The sequence below is a fragment of the Ureibacillus galli genome, from assembly GCF_014836845.1.
GTDB lineage: Bacteria > Bacillota > Bacilli > Bacillales_A > Planococcaceae > Ureibacillus > Ureibacillus galli.
The window spans coordinates 113,953-133,685 of sequence record NZ_JACSQA010000001.1; the positions used below are offsets into that span (position 1 = coordinate 113,953).

17 protein-coding genes are annotated in these 19,733 nt (G+C 34.1%); 4 read left to right on the forward strand and 13 right to left on the reverse strand.

Annotated elements, in window-relative coordinates; translation table 11 throughout:
- Positions 1-339: 339 nt before the first annotated feature.
- Positions 340-2,418, reverse strand: coding sequence for a type IA DNA topoisomerase (locus H9636_RS00575; protein ID WP_191705714.1), 2,079 nt, complete (start codon positions 2,416-2,418; stop codon positions 340-342).
- Between the two features lie 253 nt (positions 2,419-2,671).
- Complete coding sequence (locus tag H9636_RS00580) at positions 2,672-3,853, reverse strand: NupC/NupG family nucleoside CNT transporter (protein WP_318240977.1); 1,182 nt, start codon at positions 3,851-3,853, stop codon at positions 2,672-2,674.
- A gap of 634 nt (positions 3,854-4,487) precedes the next feature.
- Here H9636_RS00580 and H9636_RS00585 point away from each other — a divergent pair.
- Positions 4,488-4,886: a glucosamine 6-phosphate synthetase gene (locus tag H9636_RS00585; RefSeq protein WP_191705715.1), complete on the forward strand. Its 399-nt coding sequence runs from the start codon at positions 4,488-4,490 to the stop codon at positions 4,884-4,886.
- 271 nt (positions 4,887-5,157) lie between these two features.
- The gene (locus H9636_RS00590) at positions 5,158-6,063 is read left to right on the forward strand and encodes a DMT family transporter (RefSeq protein ID WP_191705716.1); all 906 of its coding nucleotides are present in this window, start codon (positions 5,158-5,160) and stop codon (positions 6,061-6,063) included.
- A 226-nt stretch (positions 6,064-6,289) separates the two neighbouring features.
- Here H9636_RS00590 and H9636_RS00595 read toward each other — a convergent pair whose 3' ends face one another.
- Together H9636_RS00595 and H9636_RS00600 are read right to left on the reverse strand one after the other, a co-directional pair.
- On the reverse strand, positions 6,290-7,414 hold the full coding sequence (locus H9636_RS00595; RefSeq protein ID WP_191705717.1) for a conserved virulence factor C family protein: 1,125 nt from the start codon (positions 7,412-7,414) through the stop codon (positions 6,290-6,292).
- 12 nt (positions 7,415-7,426) lie between these two features.
- Positions 7,427-9,322: an ABC-F family ATP-binding cassette domain-containing protein gene (locus tag H9636_RS00600; RefSeq protein ID WP_191705718.1), complete on the reverse strand. Its 1,896-nt coding sequence runs from the start codon at positions 9,320-9,322 to the stop codon at positions 7,427-7,429.
- Positions 9,323-9,707: 385 nt separating this feature from the next.
- On the opposite strand from H9636_RS00600, the gene H9636_RS00605 reads away from it, so the two are divergent.
- The gene (locus H9636_RS00605) at positions 9,708-10,904 is read left to right on the forward strand and encodes a C40 family peptidase (protein ID WP_191705719.1); all 1,197 of its coding nucleotides are present in this window, start codon (positions 9,708-9,710) and stop codon (positions 10,902-10,904) included.
- Between the two features lie 538 nt (positions 10,905-11,442).
- Here H9636_RS00605 and H9636_RS00610 read toward each other — a convergent pair.
- On the reverse strand, positions 11,443-11,811 hold the full coding sequence (locus tag H9636_RS00610) for a YybH family protein (RefSeq protein WP_191705720.1): 369 nt from the start codon (positions 11,809-11,811) through the stop codon (positions 11,443-11,445).
- A gap of 62 nt (positions 11,812-11,873) precedes the next feature.
- Positions 11,874-12,497, reverse strand: a complete 624-nt coding sequence (locus tag H9636_RS00615; protein WP_191705721.1) for an HD domain-containing protein — start codon at positions 12,495-12,497, stop codon at positions 11,874-11,876.
- A 156-nt stretch (positions 12,498-12,653) separates the two neighbouring features.
- Here H9636_RS00615 and H9636_RS00620 point away from each other — a divergent pair, with 156 nt between their 5' ends.
- Positions 12,654-13,076 (forward strand): DoxX family protein, encoded by a 423-nt coding sequence (locus H9636_RS00620; RefSeq protein ID WP_191705722.1) that lies wholly within the window; start codon positions 12,654-12,656, stop codon positions 13,074-13,076.
- 54 nt (positions 13,077-13,130) lie between these two features.
- Here the strand turns inward: H9636_RS00620 and rbsB are convergent, their stop codons facing one another.
- From rbsB to H9636_RS00655, 7 genes are all read right to left on the reverse strand, one after another.
- Entirely contained in the window at positions 13,131-14,042 is a 912-nt protein-coding gene (gene rbsB / locus H9636_RS00625; protein WP_191705723.1) for a ribose ABC transporter substrate-binding protein RbsB, read from the reverse strand.
- Between the two features lie 12 nt (positions 14,043-14,054).
- Complete coding sequence (rbsC, locus tag H9636_RS00630) at positions 14,055-14,972, reverse strand: ribose ABC transporter permease (RefSeq protein ID WP_191705920.1); 918 nt, start codon at positions 14,970-14,972, stop codon at positions 14,055-14,057.
- Between the two features lie 10 nt (positions 14,973-14,982).
- The gene (locus H9636_RS00635) at positions 14,983-16,479 is read right to left on the reverse strand and encodes a sugar ABC transporter ATP-binding protein (protein WP_191705724.1); all 1,497 of its coding nucleotides are present in this window, start codon (positions 16,477-16,479) and stop codon (positions 14,983-14,985) included.
- 45 nt (positions 16,480-16,524) lie between these two features.
- Entirely contained in the window at positions 16,525-16,914 is a 390-nt protein-coding gene (gene rbsD, locus H9636_RS00640) for a D-ribose pyranase (RefSeq protein WP_191705725.1), read from the reverse strand.
- Positions 16,911-17,789 (reverse strand): ribokinase, encoded by an 879-nt coding sequence (gene rbsK / locus H9636_RS00645; protein ID WP_191705726.1) that lies wholly within the window; start codon positions 17,787-17,789, stop codon positions 16,911-16,913. The genes rbsD and rbsK overlap by 4 nt, the downstream gene beginning before the upstream one ends.
- Complete coding sequence (locus H9636_RS00650; protein WP_191705727.1) at positions 17,790-18,773, reverse strand: LacI family DNA-binding transcriptional regulator; 984 nt, start codon at positions 18,771-18,773, stop codon at positions 17,790-17,792.
- Between the two features lie 351 nt (positions 18,774-19,124).
- The gene (locus H9636_RS00655) at positions 19,125-19,703 is read right to left on the reverse strand and encodes a hypothetical protein (RefSeq protein ID WP_191705728.1); all 579 of its coding nucleotides are present in this window, start codon (positions 19,701-19,703) and stop codon (positions 19,125-19,127) included.
- Positions 19,704-19,733: the final 30 nt, after the last annotated feature.

A 19,733-nucleotide genomic window follows, 5' to 3' on the forward strand; every position in this document is an offset into this window, starting at 1 on the left:
ATGTTTACAGTTTAGCAAGATAGAAATTATTGTTATATGGATACAAATTTTCTTATTAAATAACTACACTTGAAGGCACTTTCCTATAAATTAGAATGGGGCTATTAAAAGTCCCTTCCCTCTATCAAATTCTACGTTCAAAAGTATTATTTTCCATCCTTTAAAGAAGAATTTGCTATTTGTTGAAATACAATCATTTCTCCAATAGAAGGATTATCCATTCTTAATTCTAAAAACTTCTATTATAACGAATAAAGGATAAGTACTTTTATGACATAAAAGATAAAGAAATCTTTACTCTGTTTAACATTACTTCTTTAACGTTCAGAGGAAACTAGTTCATTTTTTATTTAAATTAGGATTCGTGCTAAAAACAAATTCTATCTTTTCTCCGTTCAGTTTTAATCGGGCTTTCCCCTTTTTCCCACTTTTCCAAGTAAAGCGAATTTCCCTCGTTTCCTTTCCGTTCAATAATTTTTTTGCATCAACAGGCGTAATTTTTCCCTTCATGATTGATTTACTAATAAAAAATTTACACCCTTTATTCGAACAACTATATCCTTTAAAACCTTCGACTACTGGTTGGCCACATTGGATGCACTTTCCTACTATGACCTTTGTTTTTTCAGCAACGCTCATATTTAAGTCAATGAAACATTTCGTTGTTTGTTTTACATAGTGCAACATTTCTTTGTAAAACTCGCTAGAACTTAACTGACCATCAACGATATCTTTTAACTTTTTACTCCAAATAGCGGTTAATTCAGGGGAAACGATATCATGCTCTCCAATACTCATAATGACATCAATACCAAATTGGGTAGCCATAAAAGATTTCCCCTTTCTTGCAATCATGCCAATCGAAATAAGCTTTTCAATGATTTCCGCCCGAGTTGCTGAAGTACCAATTCCTTCAGCATCCTTTAATATTCTTTGGAGTTCCTTATTTTCGACAAACCTACCTGCGTGAAACATCGCATCTAATAACGTACTATCTGTATATCGAGCAGGAGGCTCTGTCATTTTAGATAATAATTTTTTCTCGAAAATTATCTTCTCTTCATTTAAATGAAGTGGTGGTAAAGGCTGTTCTTGCTTCTTTTTAAATGATTCATAAAGAATCGTATAACCTTTATCCATCACAACATTTCCGTTTGCTTTGAAATAGTTGTCCTTGGATTGTAAAAGGATTTCAGATTTATCAATTACATACGGCGGTAAAAAGATTGCTAGTAACCTTCTCGCAATAAGATGATAAATTTTCAACTCAGATGGCGATAGTTTTTTCTTCCCAATGGGCACTTCGGTTACTGTAATCGCATGGTGATCCGTTAGTTTTTTATCGTCAACATATTTTTTAGAACGGATCGTTTTATGCATTTGCCCTGGATTTTGTACAATGTGCTGAACAATCGTTTTATATTCTTCCAATGAACTTAAAGATTGTAAGTTTGAATGAATATTTTGAGCAAAAGCTGTTGGTAAGTGTTTCGACTCCGTACGTGGATATGTAATGAGTTTCTTTTCATATAACCCTTGGGCAATTTTTAACGTTTCTGATGAAGTAAAACCGAAAAACTTATTCGCTTCCTTTTGTAATTCTAATAATGAATGGAGCGCCGGAGCAGCTATCGTTTTCCGTTCCGTTTTCATGTCTCGAACCATTACCGATGACCCAATGTTCGATAGAATTTGTTCGGCCTCTTCCTTCGTTTTTAGTTTATTTTCATTGTTTTTCGGATTAAACCAAAGGGCTTTAAAATCGCCTAAATCGATTTCGATTTGAAAGTAAGGTTCCGGTTGAAATTGTTGAATTTCTAGTTCCCTTTTAACGACAATCGCTAGAGTCGGCGTCATCACCCGTCCAATTTTAATGACCCTACCCCCTTTTACCGTAGCGGCCCTCGTTAAGTTTAATCCAATTAACCAGTCAAATATAGAGCGATACATAGCAGCATTTCGCAAATTTCGTATCAGTACATCTTGTTCATCAATTAAATTGAACAACGCTTGCTGGATAGCACTATCTGTCGTTTGGGATGTCCAAAACCGTTTTACCGGAAGTTTACAACCTACTCTTTTATAGAAGGAATAGAAAATGTTCTCCCCTTCCATACCGGCATCACATGCATTAATAATAAAGTCATAATGATTCGTTTTTAATAATTGTTCAATCTCTTTATATACTTTATAAGCAGATTTTTTCACTCGAAATTCATAACGTTCAGGAATCATTGGTAAAACATTTATATCCCATTTTTTCCATTCCGCCTTGTATTCATGGGGTTCCTTTAATTCCACCACATGACCGACAAAAGATGCAAAGTCGATTTCGAAAGGTAGCTGCATCTTTTTATATACTTTTTGTATATCACGCATAAGAGACGGCTTTTCTGCGATTAATAATGCTTTTGTCATTGACAGAATACCCCCTTCCTATTACTAAGTATAAATGACATAGAAGGTATTTGTAATTCTTTAAAATAGGAACCAATCAAATTGTAATTTTAATCACAATTAAATAGTCAATTAAATACCTCCTATTCCACAACGCTCTCCGATGTTTGCTAAAGCACTTAATTAGATCATTGGGAAATCGTGTCGTTAGTTCATTATAAAAAAACTGCACCTATTAAGGTGCAGTTCAAACGGATTCAATTATTTTATTAAATTAAATAACTAAACCAACAATAATAGCCGTTAAGATACTAACAAGTGTAGCTCCATATAACAATTTTAAACCGAATCGGGCCACAACATTCCCCTGCTTTTCATTCAATCCTTTTACTGCCCCTGTAATAATACCGATTGATGAAAAGTTTGCAAAGGATACAAGAAAAACAGAAATAATGCCTAATGTATGTTCACTCATGGACTTAGCTATTTCTCCAAGGCTGATCATTGCAACGAATTCATTCGTCACTAATTTGGTTGCCATTATTCCACCTGCAGAGATTGCATCTTCCCATGGTATGCCCATAAGAAAAGCTATTGGTGCAAAGATGTAACCTAATATTTCTTGGAACGATATCCCAATAATCATTTCAAATATAATATTGATAAAATCCATTAATGCTACGAAACCGATTAGCATTGCTCCAACAATGATGGCTACTTTAAATCCATCCATAATATATTCTCCAAGCATTTGAAAGAAAGTTTGCTTATGATCATCTTCAATCTTTAAGATGTCTTCGTTTTCTTCAACATTATACGGATTAATAATTGAAACAATGATAAATCCACCAAACAGGTTCAACACGATTGCCGTTACTACATACTTTGGATCAATCATCGTCATATAGGCTCCAACAACTGACATCGAAACGGTCGACATTGCTGAAGCGCATAGTGTATACATACGCTGTGGTGCAATGGAATGTAATTGTTTCTTTACTGTAATGAATACTTCAGATTGACCAACCATTGCAGAAGCAACAGCATTATATGACTCCAATTTACCCATGCCATTAACTTTACTTAATAAGAATCCTATCCATTTCATAATAAAAGGAAGAATTTTAAAATGTTGTAAAATACCAATCAACACAGATACAAAGACAATCGGTAGTAACACACCTAGAAAGAAGGGAGACTCCCCTTCATTCGCTATACCTCCAAAAACAAATGATATACCAGCATTTGCCGAAGCTAATAAATGATCAAATATTTTTGTTATCCCTTTAATTAATACATAACCAAATTTTGTATTTAATAATAAAGCTGCCAATATAATTTGAATAATTAGCATAATCAATATGTTCTTATATTTTATCTCTTTTTTGTTTTTACTAACTAAAAAAGCTAAAGCAAAAACAAGTAACAATCCGCAAAAAGATATTAAGTATCTCATACGTCCCTCCATTAATATATTGATTTTTGGCGTCATCGAATCCAAGACTACAATTTCATACCTTTGCTTAATATGGTGCAATATAAAATTTAAAAAACAGCAAATGATGATAAAAATAATAAGTCAAAAGTCAGACAAACTATTCCAATATAACATTTTTCTACTAGCCATTCAATAGCAAGAACAAAAAATTCAATGACAATTTTTATACAACATTTGTAGATACACGAAATCACGATTTATAAAACCACTCATTTCAATAAAAGCTAGGAAATCGTAATGATTTTTATTATGAATGATCTTTGCAACAGTATTTAAAAAATGAAGTATTTCTTTTAAAAAATTATTGTGTGAAATTTTCCAAATATTATGTCCTTTAATTTGAACACCTCTCTCATCGTTACCAATTTAAACGTTGGCTAGCGTTTAATGGAAAGCAAACATAAAGAACTGTTGTCCCTTTACTTTGTTTTTCAAAAGATTGATTAGAAATAAAATTCGAGACTTATTTAATTTTAATCGAGAAATGATTTTACTAACTTAATCAGTACCCGAAGGAGAAGATTTCAACATTTTATAGAAATAACATATATAGATTGCTATAATATTTTTACATGGAAGGGGGAATAGTTTTTTGCAAAATGTATCGAAACGTACCATTTTATGGATTGTACCAATTATCATTATCGCAATTTTTTGGTATTTTTACGGTCCTAAAGAAGAAATTACAGATAATGAGTATATTACCTATATTAAAGAAGCAACAATTGACGGTATGAATAACCAAACATTTAATCAAGCTTTTTCGAATTATTGTGAAAAAGAAAAATGGGTTTATTTTAAAACGCAACGAAATCAACATGTTGTAGAATTTAAAGGATCATGTGAGGTTGACGGCAAAATATCCGATGTCAATTTGCAATATGTAGTAGAAGATAATCAAAAAGATTATCAAATAGGTGTCCTCCTCGTTGATGGTGAACAACAATCGGAACAGGACCGTGATGAATTTATCCACGATACGGCATCGTAAATCATTTACATAGGTGACGATAAAAAGGATTAAGTTCTCACCATGAAACTTAATCCTCATTTCCATTCAACAACAACTTTTCTTGTAATTATTTCGATATTATTTTAACCTCCATTTGTTTCTTCTTCTCTGCATCATTACTTTCTCCTATTTTTTTATGAAACTTCCTTAATAATTTAATTGAATTATCAAAAATATTGTTTTTTTATATTGTCTTTTTATGGTATTTTGCTATAGTGGTTAATTATTGAGGGTGAAAGTAGGGATTAAAATGAATATTAGTGCAGCAATTAAATTAACAATCGCAATGGCCATCTTTGGCTCTATTGGATTTTTTACTATTAATACAGGAATTCCAGCAGTAGAGCTCGTTTTCGTCCGTTGCATTTGTGCCACACTTTTTTTAAGTCTCATGTGGTACATTACAGGTGGTCACAAAAAGGAACAATGGAATAAAAGAGAAGTACTCCAAACGTGCCTTTGTGGGGTATTCCTTGTTTTAAACTGGGTATTTTTATTTAAAGCATTTAACGAAATGTCTATCTCTATTGCCATTTCGATTTATAATTTAGCGCCAATCATCGTCCTAATTTTAGGAACATTATTTTTAAAGGAAAAAATGACAGTAAAAGCTATACTAGCAACTGCTGTCTGCTTTATTGGTAGTATTTTAATTGTCGGAATCGATAATTTCCAATCCGTTCAATCATTGATGAATTCAGGTTTTGTTTGGGCATTGTTATCTGCTATTTGTTATGCACTTACGATGCTTACAAGTAAAACAATCCATCATTTATCTGCTTATTCAATGACCTTCATTCAAACAGCTGTTGGAATTGTTATGCTTCTTCCCCTCTGTGATTTCACAGTCTTTAATGAGCTCACAACTTCAAATTGGCTTTACATTCTCGGAACTGGAATTATCCATACTGGTTTTGTTTATTTTTTATTTTTTGATAGTATACGAAATCTACCAACTATGGTCGTATCCGTCTTAACCTTTGTCGATCCAGTTGTGGCTATTTTACTTGATGTACTCGTTTTATCTTTTGTCCCTTCGTTATTCCAAACATTTGGGATTATTTTAATTTTCGGTAGCATTTTATACATCATGTTAAAACCGACCAATACATCAAATGACAATACTTCCGAAGAAAAACAAGTACCAATGTCTTAAAGTCACTATTTTTAACTACTTCTGAAAATATTTAAATGAAAATTAACCGCTTGATGCACCTCTAATTGTTGGACACAAAATCTAACGATTGAAGGTGCTTTTTTGTCAAATTTATACAACTAGAAAATCTCTAAAAAGCGAATGAAAAAGCATGAATCCGGTACAATACCCGACTCATGCCTAAAATAATTACTATATTTAACTTTTCAAAGTTACTTTACAATAGTTATTCAACAACATTTCTTTCCGTCATTTGCTTCCAAACAGAACCTTTTGCTTCTTCCCCTTGCTCTATTCGAGCAATGGCCATTTTCACTTGAAGTTTTACTTCGAATTCCGGATCATTTTCAGCTTCATGCAACGCTGGTAAACATTGTTCTGTACCTGTTTCAAATAAGAACATAGCCGCGCGCCAACGAACTAGCTTATTTCGATCTTTTAACGCTTCAATCATAAATGGTTCGAACTCAGGAAAGCCTAAGTCACTCATACAATCTCCTGCGGTACGACGAACAGAAGAACTTTTATCTTTTAAAGCACGACTTAAATAGGGTACAACGGCCACATCTTCTATCATTCCTAAATAAACCGTTGCTAGACGGCGAATCGACATTTGATCATCTTCTAACGCCTTTTCAAGAAGGGGTAAATCTTCTATTTCAGGATCTGGCATTTGGTCTAATAATTGATAACGTTTTTGCCAATCTTCTGCTTTTAAATATTGTTCCAAAGTGACTTTTTCTCGTTCTAACGTAACGGTATTTTTCTTACTTGCAGCATCAATAATTTGGGCAATGCGTTCTTCTGGATACGTGGCATGAATTTCTTCTAATATTTGATTAGCAATTTCTTCCTTATCACCGTAACGTACTCCAAAATCTACCCATTTTCTTTCTAAAATATAGTTATCATCAAATTTATCCACTTCAATTGACTGGAACGCTTGTACAAAACGATTTCCAGTAGAAATGCGATGTTCTGAAGAAGAATCAAATACTTTAATTTGAAGAGGTAATCCTCTAAACATTTGAACATGGACAAACACTTCACCAAAATGGTCAGCGACTTGTACTTCTTGTTCTGTTGCTTCACTTTTTTCACCTAATGCTACACGGACACCGGATAAAATAGCTTCCCAATTGAATTTTGCATTACGCTCAACGGCTAAGAAGTCAGCTACATGGTAAACACCCTTAACACCGTCAATCGCTAAAATAGAACGAATTGCCTCAGGGGCATCATTCACGTTTTCTTTTGTGTAATTATAACTTTTGCCAAAGGGTAATTCTTCATCTACAATCACTTTCATTGAATTCGGGCTTGGTGTTGGTTCAATTGTTACAATTTTCATATATGATCTCTCCTATCCATTTACTATGTCGTCTAAGTACGTCCACCGCTCAATTAATCGTTCATACTCATTATTTAATTCGTCAAGTGCTTCCGTTAATTGCTGTAACTTTGTATAATCAGCTCCAGCATTGGAAATACCCTCTTCAGTCTGAAGAATTTGTTCCTCTACTTTCGCAATGTCATCTGAAATGGTTTCCCATTCCTTTTGCTCTTTAAAGGAAAGTTTTTTCTTTTCACTTTTTGCTTTTACTTGTTTAGGCTTCTCCTCTTTAACTTCTTTTGACACTTTTGCTTCTACTTTTTGTGCCATTAATTGTTTTTCCAAATAATCACTATAAATGTCAAGATTCACTTCAACGTTTCCTTGGCCATCAAGGATCCAAAGTTTTTTAGCAATTCGATCAAGGAAGAAACGGTCATGGGATATTGTAATGACAACACCAGGGAAATGTTCAATAAAATCCTCTAACACCCCTAGTGTTTCAATATCTAAATCATTTGTCGGTTCATCAAGAAGTAATACATTTGGTTGTTCCATAAGTAATCGTAGTAAATGAAGTCTTTTGCGTTCTCCACCCGATAATTTTCCGATCGGTGTTCCATGGGTATGTAGTGGAAATAAAAATCTTTCAAGCATTTGTGCAGCAGAATATCTTACACCCTCTGCATCCGTGATATCATTGGATGCTTCTCGGATATATTCAATCATACGTTGATTTTCATTCATACTAGGCAGTACTTGCTTGAAATGAACTCTTTTGACAGTGGAACCAACAATTACTTCTCCACTATCAGGTTCGAGTTCACCTGCAAGAATATTAAGCAAAGTAGATTTCCCATAACCGTTCGCACCAATAATCCCAATTCGGTCACCTGATTGTAATAAAAAATCAAAATTATTTAAAATAACTTTCTCTCCGAATGCCTTCGTAAGTTTTTCACCTTCGATTACTTTTTTACCAAGGCGTGTTGTAGCTAGGGACAGTTCTAAATTAGCCTCATTTGATCCCCGTTCAATTTTTGAATCTAACTCATCAAAACGTTGAATTCTCGCTTTTTGTTTTGTTGTTCGTGCCTTTGCACCCCGGCGAATCCATTTTAATTCGGAACGATATCGGTTTCGTAATTTATCTTGACTTGCTGCATGCATTTCTTCGCGAATGGCGCGAGCTTCTAAATAATCTGCATAATTTCCTGTATGGCGATACAATGTTTGATTGGCCAATTCATAAATATGGGTAGACATTTCATCTAAAAAGTAACGGTCATGGGTAATGAAAATGACTGCCCCTTTAAGGCGTAACACCATTTCTTGTAACCATTCGGTCGATTGAACATCTAAATGGTTCGTCGGCTCATCTAGTAAATATAAATCGGCCGGTTCGATTAGGACCTTTGCTAACGCAACACGTTTTTGTTGACCGCCAGATAGTTTAGTAACTTGCTGGTCATACATATCAATACCAAGTTTCGTTAATGCTTGTTTTGCTAGAGCATTCACGTCCCAAGCTTTCTCACTATCCATTTGCTGTTGTAATCGGAATAACTTATTTTGAAGTTCTTCCGATTGCGGATTTGCCGATAATAAAGTGACTGTTTCTTCATATTCTCTATTTAATTGTAAAATAGGGGAATCGCCAGAGAATACTGCTTGTAATACTGTTTCTCCATCTTTAAATAGTGGTTCCTGGGGTAAATAGGCTATCCGATACTTATTTGGATGATCCAGTTCGATTCCATCTGCCTCTTGTTCTCCTGCAAGAATGGATAAAAGAGTAGACTTTCCTGTACCATTGATTCCAATTAATCCGGCACGTTCCCCCTCATAAATGGTAAATTCGATATTTTTAAATAGCGTCTTATCGCCTACGGTTTTTGTTAAATTCGATACAATTAAATGACTCATCTTATTCCTTCTCTTCTGTTTTTTACAAATGATTATTGTAAAATTCCATTTTATAAAACTAATTACGAAGACAACCTTCTAGAATACATAGTTATTCTTTCATTATAATGGATTTTCTATTGAATTGCATTGCTTAGGATTCCTCAATGTATACACGTTGAACTATGAGAGGACTACCTATATATGTATAAATAAAACTGAAAAATTATAATATTTCTTAATAACATGTAACAAATGTAATATTTAAGTTACACAAAAGAAAAATAAATGAAATATAAATGCCCTTGAGTGACAGAGCTCGAATTGTTAAAGTTATAACTATATTAAATTAGAAAATTACGGTACATCTTATAAAAATTAAATATGGATAAAGGAGCTGGAAGTAATGAAAATTCACTCAAAAATGGGTGGAGTGCTTACTTTAAGTGCTTTAATAACATTCGGATCTACTTTCACAATGACATCAATCAACGCTCATGCTGAAACAGTACAACAATTAGAAGCTGAAAAAGCGAGTGTTGATCAAAAAATACAACAATTAAATGATCAAATTGCATCTTTACAAAAATCTTTAGCGGTTAAATCGGAAGAATTTAATGCTACTACTAAAAAGATTGCAGAAATTAATGCATCAATCGAAGAAACACAAAAACGTATTGATAAACGTTCAACAATTATTTCTGACCGTTTAGTAGCTTATCAAAACCAAGATTCTGTTTTAGATACTTATATTGAAGTGATTTTTAGTTCTGATAGTATTGCAGATATAGTTGACCGCGTTTCTTCTGTTAAAACGATTGTAGATGCTGACCAAGAATTAATTGCTCAACATGAGGCAGATAATAAAAAATTAGCTTCTCAAAAAGAAGAACTTGTAAAAGTGGAAGAAGAACAACGCGTTCAGTTCCAACAATTACAAGAACAAGAAGCTGAATTAGATACAATTATTGCTGAAAACAAAGCTGAATCTTTACGTTTAAAATTAGAGATCGCTGATCAAAAAGAAAAAGAACGTCTAGAAGCTGAACAACGTCAAGCAGAACAAGAAGCGCTTGCATTACGTCAATTACAAAATACTTCTTTTGTAGCAAATGCACAAAGTCAAAATACACAAGGCTCTTCAAATACTGAAAGTCAAGAAACTAACGGTACGACAGAGACTAAAGCAAAAGAAAAAACGCAAGCGAAACAAAAGACTTCAGAATCTTCTAAACCAGTTGCATCTGGTCTCTCAGGAGCTATCGCTGAAGCAAAAAAATACATCGGTATGTCTTATGTATATGGCGGAAGCAGTCCTTCTACAGGATTTGATTGCTCAGGTCTTATTTATTGGTCATACAAACAAGCAGGTATTAGTTTACCACGATCTTCTGGAGCACAATATTTAGCAACAACTCCTATTAAAGAAAGTGAAGCTACTGCAGGAGATTTAGTATTCTTTAGTTACGGTTCAGGTATTGCCCACGTTGGTATTTACTTAGGAAATGGGCAAATGTTAAATGCTCAAAATCGTGGTGTAAAAATCGAATCAATCAACGCAGCTTGGTGGAAACCATACTTAGTAGGTTTCGGACGAGTTTAAACCAATTATCATTATGAGCCTTCTAAATTATTTAGAGGCTCTATTTTTTATCTATTAAGAATTAGCATTCCACAAGGTTCTCCCCTGCCCCACTCAAATGTTTTTAACTAAAATTTACAACCTAATCCACTTTGTTTTTATCCTCCAAATGAAAACCTAGTTCTCTAATGTCGTAATTTATTAATCTTAATAACACGTTTCAAAGCGACTGCTACTTTATAACGTCTTACTTAAATTTGTCGTACAAATACAGCCATCATATACTTAAAAACAACTTGTCCATCCTTTAATATAACTGAACTATTTAAAGTTGTTTCTGGATACTTCATAGTCTATGTTCAGGAAAATAGTTTTATAATCTCTTTTTTAATCAATTTTAAATGAAAAATAATCGATTATATCGTACAAGGAAATATCCATCGATCAATATATAGCATTTGTAAAGGGAAAAAATAAAAATGCTGATGGAAAAACACCATCAGCATTTTTAATAATGTATCGTTTCAAGTACAAATAGAATTAGGGAAATGTTTTACTACTACTCATTACTACTTAAATGTTCATGTACTAATTTCCAATTTTGTTCATGATTTTTGACGAACACATTCGTCGCTCGTCCACTTCCCTTTATAAATTTCCCATTAAAATATCCTTCGTAGTGATAATGATAGATGCACGTTGCCGTATTTTCTTCAACTACTAACCACTGTATATTAGAAGCGGAATATTTTTCTTCTTTAATCGTATCCCATGCCTTTTCAAAATAATGTTGAATTTCATCTAATGTTGTACAAGTTTTATCCGAGAACCAATAAATCGCTTTTGGGTGTAGCAATTGTTTAACATGTTTAAAATCATGGGTATTAGTTGCGTTAATATATTGCTCCAATGCATTCATAGCACTCATTGAATCCATTACTCCTTCATAATTTTATAATCTAAAACCACTTTCATGAAGAAGCAGTTTGTTTAAGCTTTTCCTTCCCGTTCTTTCTTCAACTGTTCTAAAAATTCTTCCATAAAGACATGACGATCTTGTGCCATTTGCTTTCCTTTGTCCGTTGTCATTAAGTCTTTTAAAAGCAATAGTTTTTCATAGAAATGAGTTACAGAAGACGTATTTTTAGAATGATATTCTTTCTCTGTCATTTCCACTCTAGCTTCTTCTGCATCGTCATATAATTTCCGTCCCTTTGCTCCACCATATGCAAAGGTGCGTGCAATGCCAACTGCACCAATAGCATCTAATCGATCCGCATCTCTCACGATTTTTGCCTCAATTGTCTTCGCTTCCACTTCATTTCCACCATTGAATGAAACACTTTCAATAATGTCCTGAATATGTAATTTCTTTTCTTCGGATAGATTTAAAGCGTTTAAAAGTTTCTCTTCATTTTCTTTACTATCGCTATATTTTTTATCACTCACGTCATGTAATAAGACGGCAATTCGGACAATCTCTCCATCAGCGTCTGGCTCAGTAGCAAGGATTGCCTCTGCATTTTGTAAAACACGCTCGATATGCTGGAAATCATGGCTAGCATCAAATTGATTATATATCTCTTGAACTGCAACTTTTAACTCGTTTAACATCTAAATCAACTCCTCTTTCTCATTATTATAATGGATAAAGCTACTATTATATAGAAATGATTTAAACTAAATGAAAAACTATTTCCCTTAAACAGTATTATATTGGGACTAGCCACAATAAGATAATACAAAGAAGATTACGAGAGGGGAATAAATATGTATAAAAATGAGGTTGGAGGATTGTTCCTAAGAATTGTGCTAGGCGGCATTTTTCTTTCACATGGATTGACGAAGTTTCAAGAAGGGATTGGAGAAACGATTACTAGATTTGAAGGATATCAAATTCCTTATGCAGAAATTGTTGGTTTTAGTGTAGCTGGCATTGAATTAATTGGTGGTTTCTTTTTAATTATCGGTTTTTCAGTTCGTTTTGTTTCAACCCTTATGATTGGGATAATGGTCGGAGCAATCGTCACAGTAAAATTTAAACAAGGTTTCTTTGATGGATATGAATTTAATATTGCATTAATTGCAATGGCACTTTATTTACTATTCTCCGGGAGCAAATTGATGTCATTGGATCAACTATTTACAACAAAGGATAAAAATGGTAAGGGGAAAATTCAATTTCGTAATTGAAAGAATGAAAAAACTGCAGCACCCATTGCAAAAAACAATGGTACTGCAGTTTTATTATTTTACTAGTTCTAATTCGACCGGAACAAACTCTTCTACTTTTTCACCATTTAAATATGCTACTGCTGTTTCTATAGCCGCTTTTCCGATTTCTTCAGGTTTTTGAGCTACGGACGCTGCAAGTTTTCCTTCTTTAATTTTTGCAAGGGCATCATCTGTTGCATCGAATCCAATAACAACAATATTTTTTCCGGCAGCTTCGATTGCTTCCAATGCACCTAATGCCATTTCATCGTTTTGAGCGAACACTGCTTCAATTTCTGGATTTGCTTGAAGCATGTTTTCCATTACCGTTAAGCCTTCTCCACGGTCAAAATTAGCCGTTAAGCTTTTTACGATATCGACTTTCCCTTCCACTGCTTGAAGGAAACCTTCCCCACGATCACGGGCTGCCGATGAACCAGCAGTACCTTCTAACATCGCTACTTTTGCCCCTTCACCAGCTAATTCAAGCAAATATTCTCCTGCTAATACACCACCAGCTACATTGTCAGAAGCGATGTGCGATACAACTTCTCCGCTTTCTGCTGAACGGTCAACTGTAATGACTGGAATTCCAGCAGCATTGGCAGATTCAACAGCAGAACCTACTGCAGAAGAGTCAACCGGATTTATTAAAATTAAATCAACTCCTTGTTGAATTAAATCTTCCACGTCAGACGCTTGTTTCGATGCATCATCTTGGGCATCGACAATTGAAATGTCTGCTCCTTGTTCTTTCGCGTTTGCTTCTGCTCCTTCACTTAACGTAACAAAGAATGGGTTATTTAGCGTAGAAATCGAGAAACCAATTTTAAAGTGTTCATTCGCCGTACTTTCTTCCGCATTTTCTAAAAATGGTGATTCCATGGAACAGGCAGTTAGAACGAGTAACATCAACGTTGCAAATAATAATTTAAACTTTTTCATGTTTCTGAACTCCTAAACAGTTTTTTTACGATCCATTAATACAGCAATTAAAATAACGATCCCTTTAACAACTTGTTGCCAGAAGGAAGAGACGCCAATTAAGTTCATCCCATTATTTAATACACCGATAATTAAGGCACCAATTAATGTTCCGAAAATCCAACCTTTACCACCGTTTAAGCTTGTACCACCTAATACAACAGCCGCAATAGCATCCAATTCATAGGATTCCCCTGCAGTTGGTTGAGCTGAATTTAAACGCGAAGTAAGAATTAGAGCAGCTAATGCTGCTAAGAAACCAGTAATCGCATATACTGCAATTTTCACTTTATCTGTATTTATCCCAGATAATTTTGCAGCCTCTTCATTACCACCAACTGCATAAACGCGACGACCGAAAGTTGTTTTCTGCAAAATAAAATACAAAATAACGAAGGCTATGACCATTGTGACTACCGGTACAGGGAAACCTAAAAAATAACCTTTACCGAATAATTGGAATGAATAATGATCCCCTAATCCTGAAATAGGTCGACCATCTGTATACACTAAAGTTAATCCACGGTAAATTGTCATCGTGGCAAGAGTAGCAATAAATGGTGCCACTTTACCTTTTGTAATAATCACACCGTTAATTGCTCCTAAAATTAAACCGATAATTAAAGCAATTCCCATTGTTAAAAATGGATCCGTACCACTTGCAAGAAGACTTGCAGCAATTGCGCCGGTTAAAGCTAATGTGGATCCTACGGATAAATCAATTCCACCTGTCAAAATTACGAATGTCATCCCAAATGCGATTATTGCACTAATAGAAACTTGACGTAAAACATTGAAAATATTTGCAATTGATAAGAAACTTGGATTTAAAATCGAAACGACGATAATTAATAAAATTAACCCGAATAGTGGTCCAAGTTTCGATAACATTTCTTTTGATTTATAATTGGACACCTTTTTCTCCTCCTGTTGCGTACTGCATAATGATCTCTTGAGTCATTTGTTCTTTCATGACTTCACCTGTTAACTTTCCTTCTTGCATGACAATCACACGATCCGCCATACCGATGACCTCTGGTAATTCAGAAGAAATCATCAAAATAGCTACACCTGCTTCTGCCAATTGATTAATAATTTGGTAGATTTCTTTTCTTGCACCGATATCTACTCCACGAGTCGGCTCATCTAAAATTAAAATATCTGGTTCTGTACCTAACCATTTTGCTAATACGACCTTCTGTTGATTTCCACCGCTCAATGACTTTACCCTTTGTTCAGGACCAGAAGTTCGAATTTTTAACTCTTCGATATATTTTGCGACCATCGAATTTTCTTTTGTTTGATTGACAATTCCAGACGAAGCACATTTATCTAAGTTCGTTAATGTAATGTTCTCTTTTATAGTAAAATCTAAAACTAGCCCTTGTGTTTTACGATCTTCCGTCACAAAGCCGATGCCATACTTCATCGCATCGATAGGAGATTTAATCACCACTTTTTTCCCATCGATTAAAATCTCACCACTACTAGCCTTTCGATAACCAAATAGTGTTTGAGCCACTTCTGTGCGACCAGCTCCCATAAGACCAGCAACACCCAGTACTTCACCTTTTCGTAATTTAAAGGAAAGATTGTGGAATAAACCATTAACAGTCAAATTTCGCACTTCTAATTTTGTATTACCAATAGTGCTTTTTCTTTCTGGGAAACGTTCACCAAGTTCACGGCCAACCATCATAGCAACGATTTCATCAAAATTCGTCTCGGGAATATTTCGAACACCAACATATTGACCATCGCGTAAAATCGTAATACGGTCACAAATGGCAAAAATTTCTTCCATTCGATGGGAAATATAAACAAAGGAAATGCCTTTAGCTTTTAACTCACGAATCGTTTGAAATAACGTTTCAATTTCCCGATCGGTTAGTGCTGCAGTTGGCTCATCCATTACAATTACTTTCGCGTTACTTGCAATTGCCTTGGCAATTTCAATAATTTGTTGTTTCCCAACCGATAGGTCTCCAGTTCGAGTTTTCGGATTCACATTCAATCCTAATTTTGAAAGTAGTTGACTTGCCTCTTTTTCCATTTGACGAGTTTTCAAAATACCTGTTTTACCGTAAGTTAATTCTTTTCCGAGAAACAAATTTTGTGTCACTGTTAAATCAGGCAACATATTTAATTCTTGATGAATAACAATGATTCCTAGTTTCTCTGCATCTTTAGGTGATTTAAAATTGACTACTTGTCCATCTACTTTGATTTCACCGGCATCCTTTGTATAAATCCCGCTTAAAATCTTCATCATTGTAGATTTTCCAGCACCATTTTCACCCATCAATGCATGAATTTCACCATCTGCTAATTCAAATTGCACATTATTTAAAACAACGTTTCCACTAAATGCTTTTGTAATGCCAGACATTTCAATCATGCAAATTCACCTACTTTTATTTTTTGAATCTATCAATTGTGTACTTTAAAAAATAACGCCACATTGTAAAATCACATTGGCATACGGAGTTGTTTCTCCTGTCCGAATGATCAATTTCGTTTCTTTTGTCAGTTCTTTAAACTCTTCATGGGTTACATAGGAAATATTTGTTAAGCTATCCGTTATTTCTTTAGCCACTTTTTCATTATTCGTTTGGATTTCATCAGCCAATACCGCTGCTTCAACGACTAAATCATCTAAAACTACTTTTAATATAGTTAGGAAAGTTGGTTCTCCTAATTTATAAGCTAAATCAATACACGGCACATCTTTCGGTATCGGTAGGCCACAATCGGCTATTACAATTCGATCAGTATGACCTAATTTAGCAAAATGTCCAGCTAATTCTCTATTTAAAATGCCATGTCTCTTCATTTCATTTCCTCCAAACGCATCAATACTTCCTCTATTCGAGGCATACCACCTTGAGCTCCAAATTTTTCAACTGAAAGGGATGCCGTCACGTTTGCAAATTGAACAGCTTCTTCAATTGATTTTCCATCTATAATGGCGTGGGCAAAGGCACCGTTAAATGTGTCACCAGCTCCCGTTGTATCAACAGCCTTTGTTTTGTAGCCAGATACTTTGATAATTTGGTTACCATCAAAGTAAGCTGCCCCTTCTCCACCTAAAGTTACGATAATTTTATTTGGGTATTGTTTTAAAACGGTTTCATAATCTTCACCAAACATTACTTCACATTCAGTTTCATTTGGAGTTAAGTAAGTTACTTTATCAATCCACTCATTTTTAAAATTGGCTGCTGGTGCTGGATTTAATAAAACAGGAATAGCCAAATCTTCACAAACTTTCAATACGTAATCAATCGTTTCAACAGGAATTTCTAACTGCAACATGACTAATGAACTTTGTTGAATTAACTCCATATTGTCATCGATCATCTTTTGATCTACATCAAAATTGGCACCTGGAACGACAATAATGCGATTATCATTGTTATGCAATAATATATTGGCAATCCCCGTTGAATTGTTCGTTTTTTGAATACCGCCTACATGAACATTTTCATTTTTTAAATTCATATAAAGCTCGTTACCAAAAGCATCTTGTCCGACTGCCCCAATCATTTGCACATTACTTCCAAGTCTAGCGGCTGCCACTGCTTGATTAGCACCTTTTCCACCTGGAATCGTTGTAAATAAATTTCCTAGGACTGTTTCTCCTTGTTTTGGAAAAATGTCTGTCTGGATAGCAATATCCATATTAATGCTACCAATTATTGTGATCATTTAAGTTCGTTCCTTTCGGGTTGTTTCTCGCTCTATAAGCTTCGGATGAATACATACGGATGTATTCTCCAATGGTTTACCTTCTATTTGATTTATTAACATCTTTGCAGCTGCTTGCCCTAATTGATAAATATTTTGAGCAACCGTTGTTAAGCTTGGAGATACCACTTTTCCCATCTGTATCCCATCAAAGCCAACAATTTGAATATCTTCAGGTACGCGCATATTTAATTTATGAACCGCCTTTAATGCACCAATAGCTGAAGCATCACTACAGGCAAAAATACCATCAACAGATGGATTACTTTTTAAATAATCGAAAATGATGGTTTCGGCTGTCTCAAAATCATAAGGGCTTTCGATAATATATGATTTGATTGTCTGTTCTTTGATGACTTCACGAAAACCTTCAATTCGTAATTTAGAAGAGCGAATTGCGTTTGGACCACCAACGCATAATAATGAAGTAGCACCTTTATCAATTAAAAATTGAGTAGCTAGTTTTGCACCTTCTATATTATTCGTTGTCACAGTAGGTATATCTATTTCCAATGGTCTATCTAATGCAACGATTGGAATTTTTAAGTTTTTAAAATTGGTTCCTTGATCAAAGATGGAAGTCAATATAATTCCTGCAACATATTTATTTGTTAAGGTTTGAAAATAATGTTTTTCTTTCAGTTCATTTTCATCGGAATTACAAAGGATGACAGTATAACCATATTCAAAGGCAGTATCTTCTACTGCTCTAGCTAACTCTGGAAAAAAAGGATTTTTAATATCTGGGATAATAAGTCCGATAATATCCGATTGTTTTGTTGAAAGTGATCGAGCTACTTCACTAGGGATATAGTCTAATTCCTTAATAGCTTTCTCAATCGCTTCTCTTGATTTCTTCCCTACATATCCGCTGTCATTTAAAAATCTAGAAACTGTTGCAACAGATACTTTGGCAAGTCTTGCAACATCACTAATCGTCGGCATTATTCATCACCCATTTCGAAAAAGTAAAACACAATGTGGTATCGGTTACATATTTCATAAAAAGAAAAAACCATATGTAATCGGTTCCATCTTTTATATAATCGTAATCCATTCCACTAAAAATATCATTCAAAACTTTTTATAGTATGTCACATTTAAAGCGTTTAAGCTATACTAAAATTTCAATTTCAACAAAATGTCATATTTTAATAGATTGAAAAAACCTTTAAAAACGTGATGAAATCAACATTATTTTTATCTAGAATGAGAAAAATATTTTATAAAAATTTACATGAATTTTAAATTGCATAGAAAAAGAGGAGCACCATTATAGATGAACTCCCAACTGAATTATTTTGAATTTTTTCTTTTATTTGTAATGAAATATGTTATAAAAATAATCATTAATGCACCTAAAGATAAACCGATAATGATGGTAGTTGTTGTCATTTTCCCATCTCTAGAATTTTCATTAATATTCACACTTTTTGTAGGTTTTTCCCCTTCTCCTAGTTCATTTATGTCTACTGATGCATTGACTAAAGGGCTTGTTCTTGAACAAATATTTACCTTCTTTTTCCCTTCTTCTTTATTGGCGTAAACTAAATAGTCTTCGTTAGTTGTAAATGAAAAACCGCAACTCGCTGAATCTCGTTCTGTGAAGACGATTACCTCCGTTTCATCTATCCCTTTCCACGTCTCATTCACTTCGAAGTGAATTTTTAGTAAATCAGCTGAAGACTTTATTATCGAGTTTTCATTTTGATCAATAATCTTTTTTACCTTACCTGAAAATACAAAGTCCCTTGCACTTAGTTCTTTTTGGGCTGACTCCGGTTGTACGCAAGAGCAAGCATAACTTGACGTTAAAGATAAATTGAATAAAAACGAAATCATTAATAAAAAACAAAGAAATAATTTAAATTTCATATTAAATAACCTCCTTTTACCATTTGACTT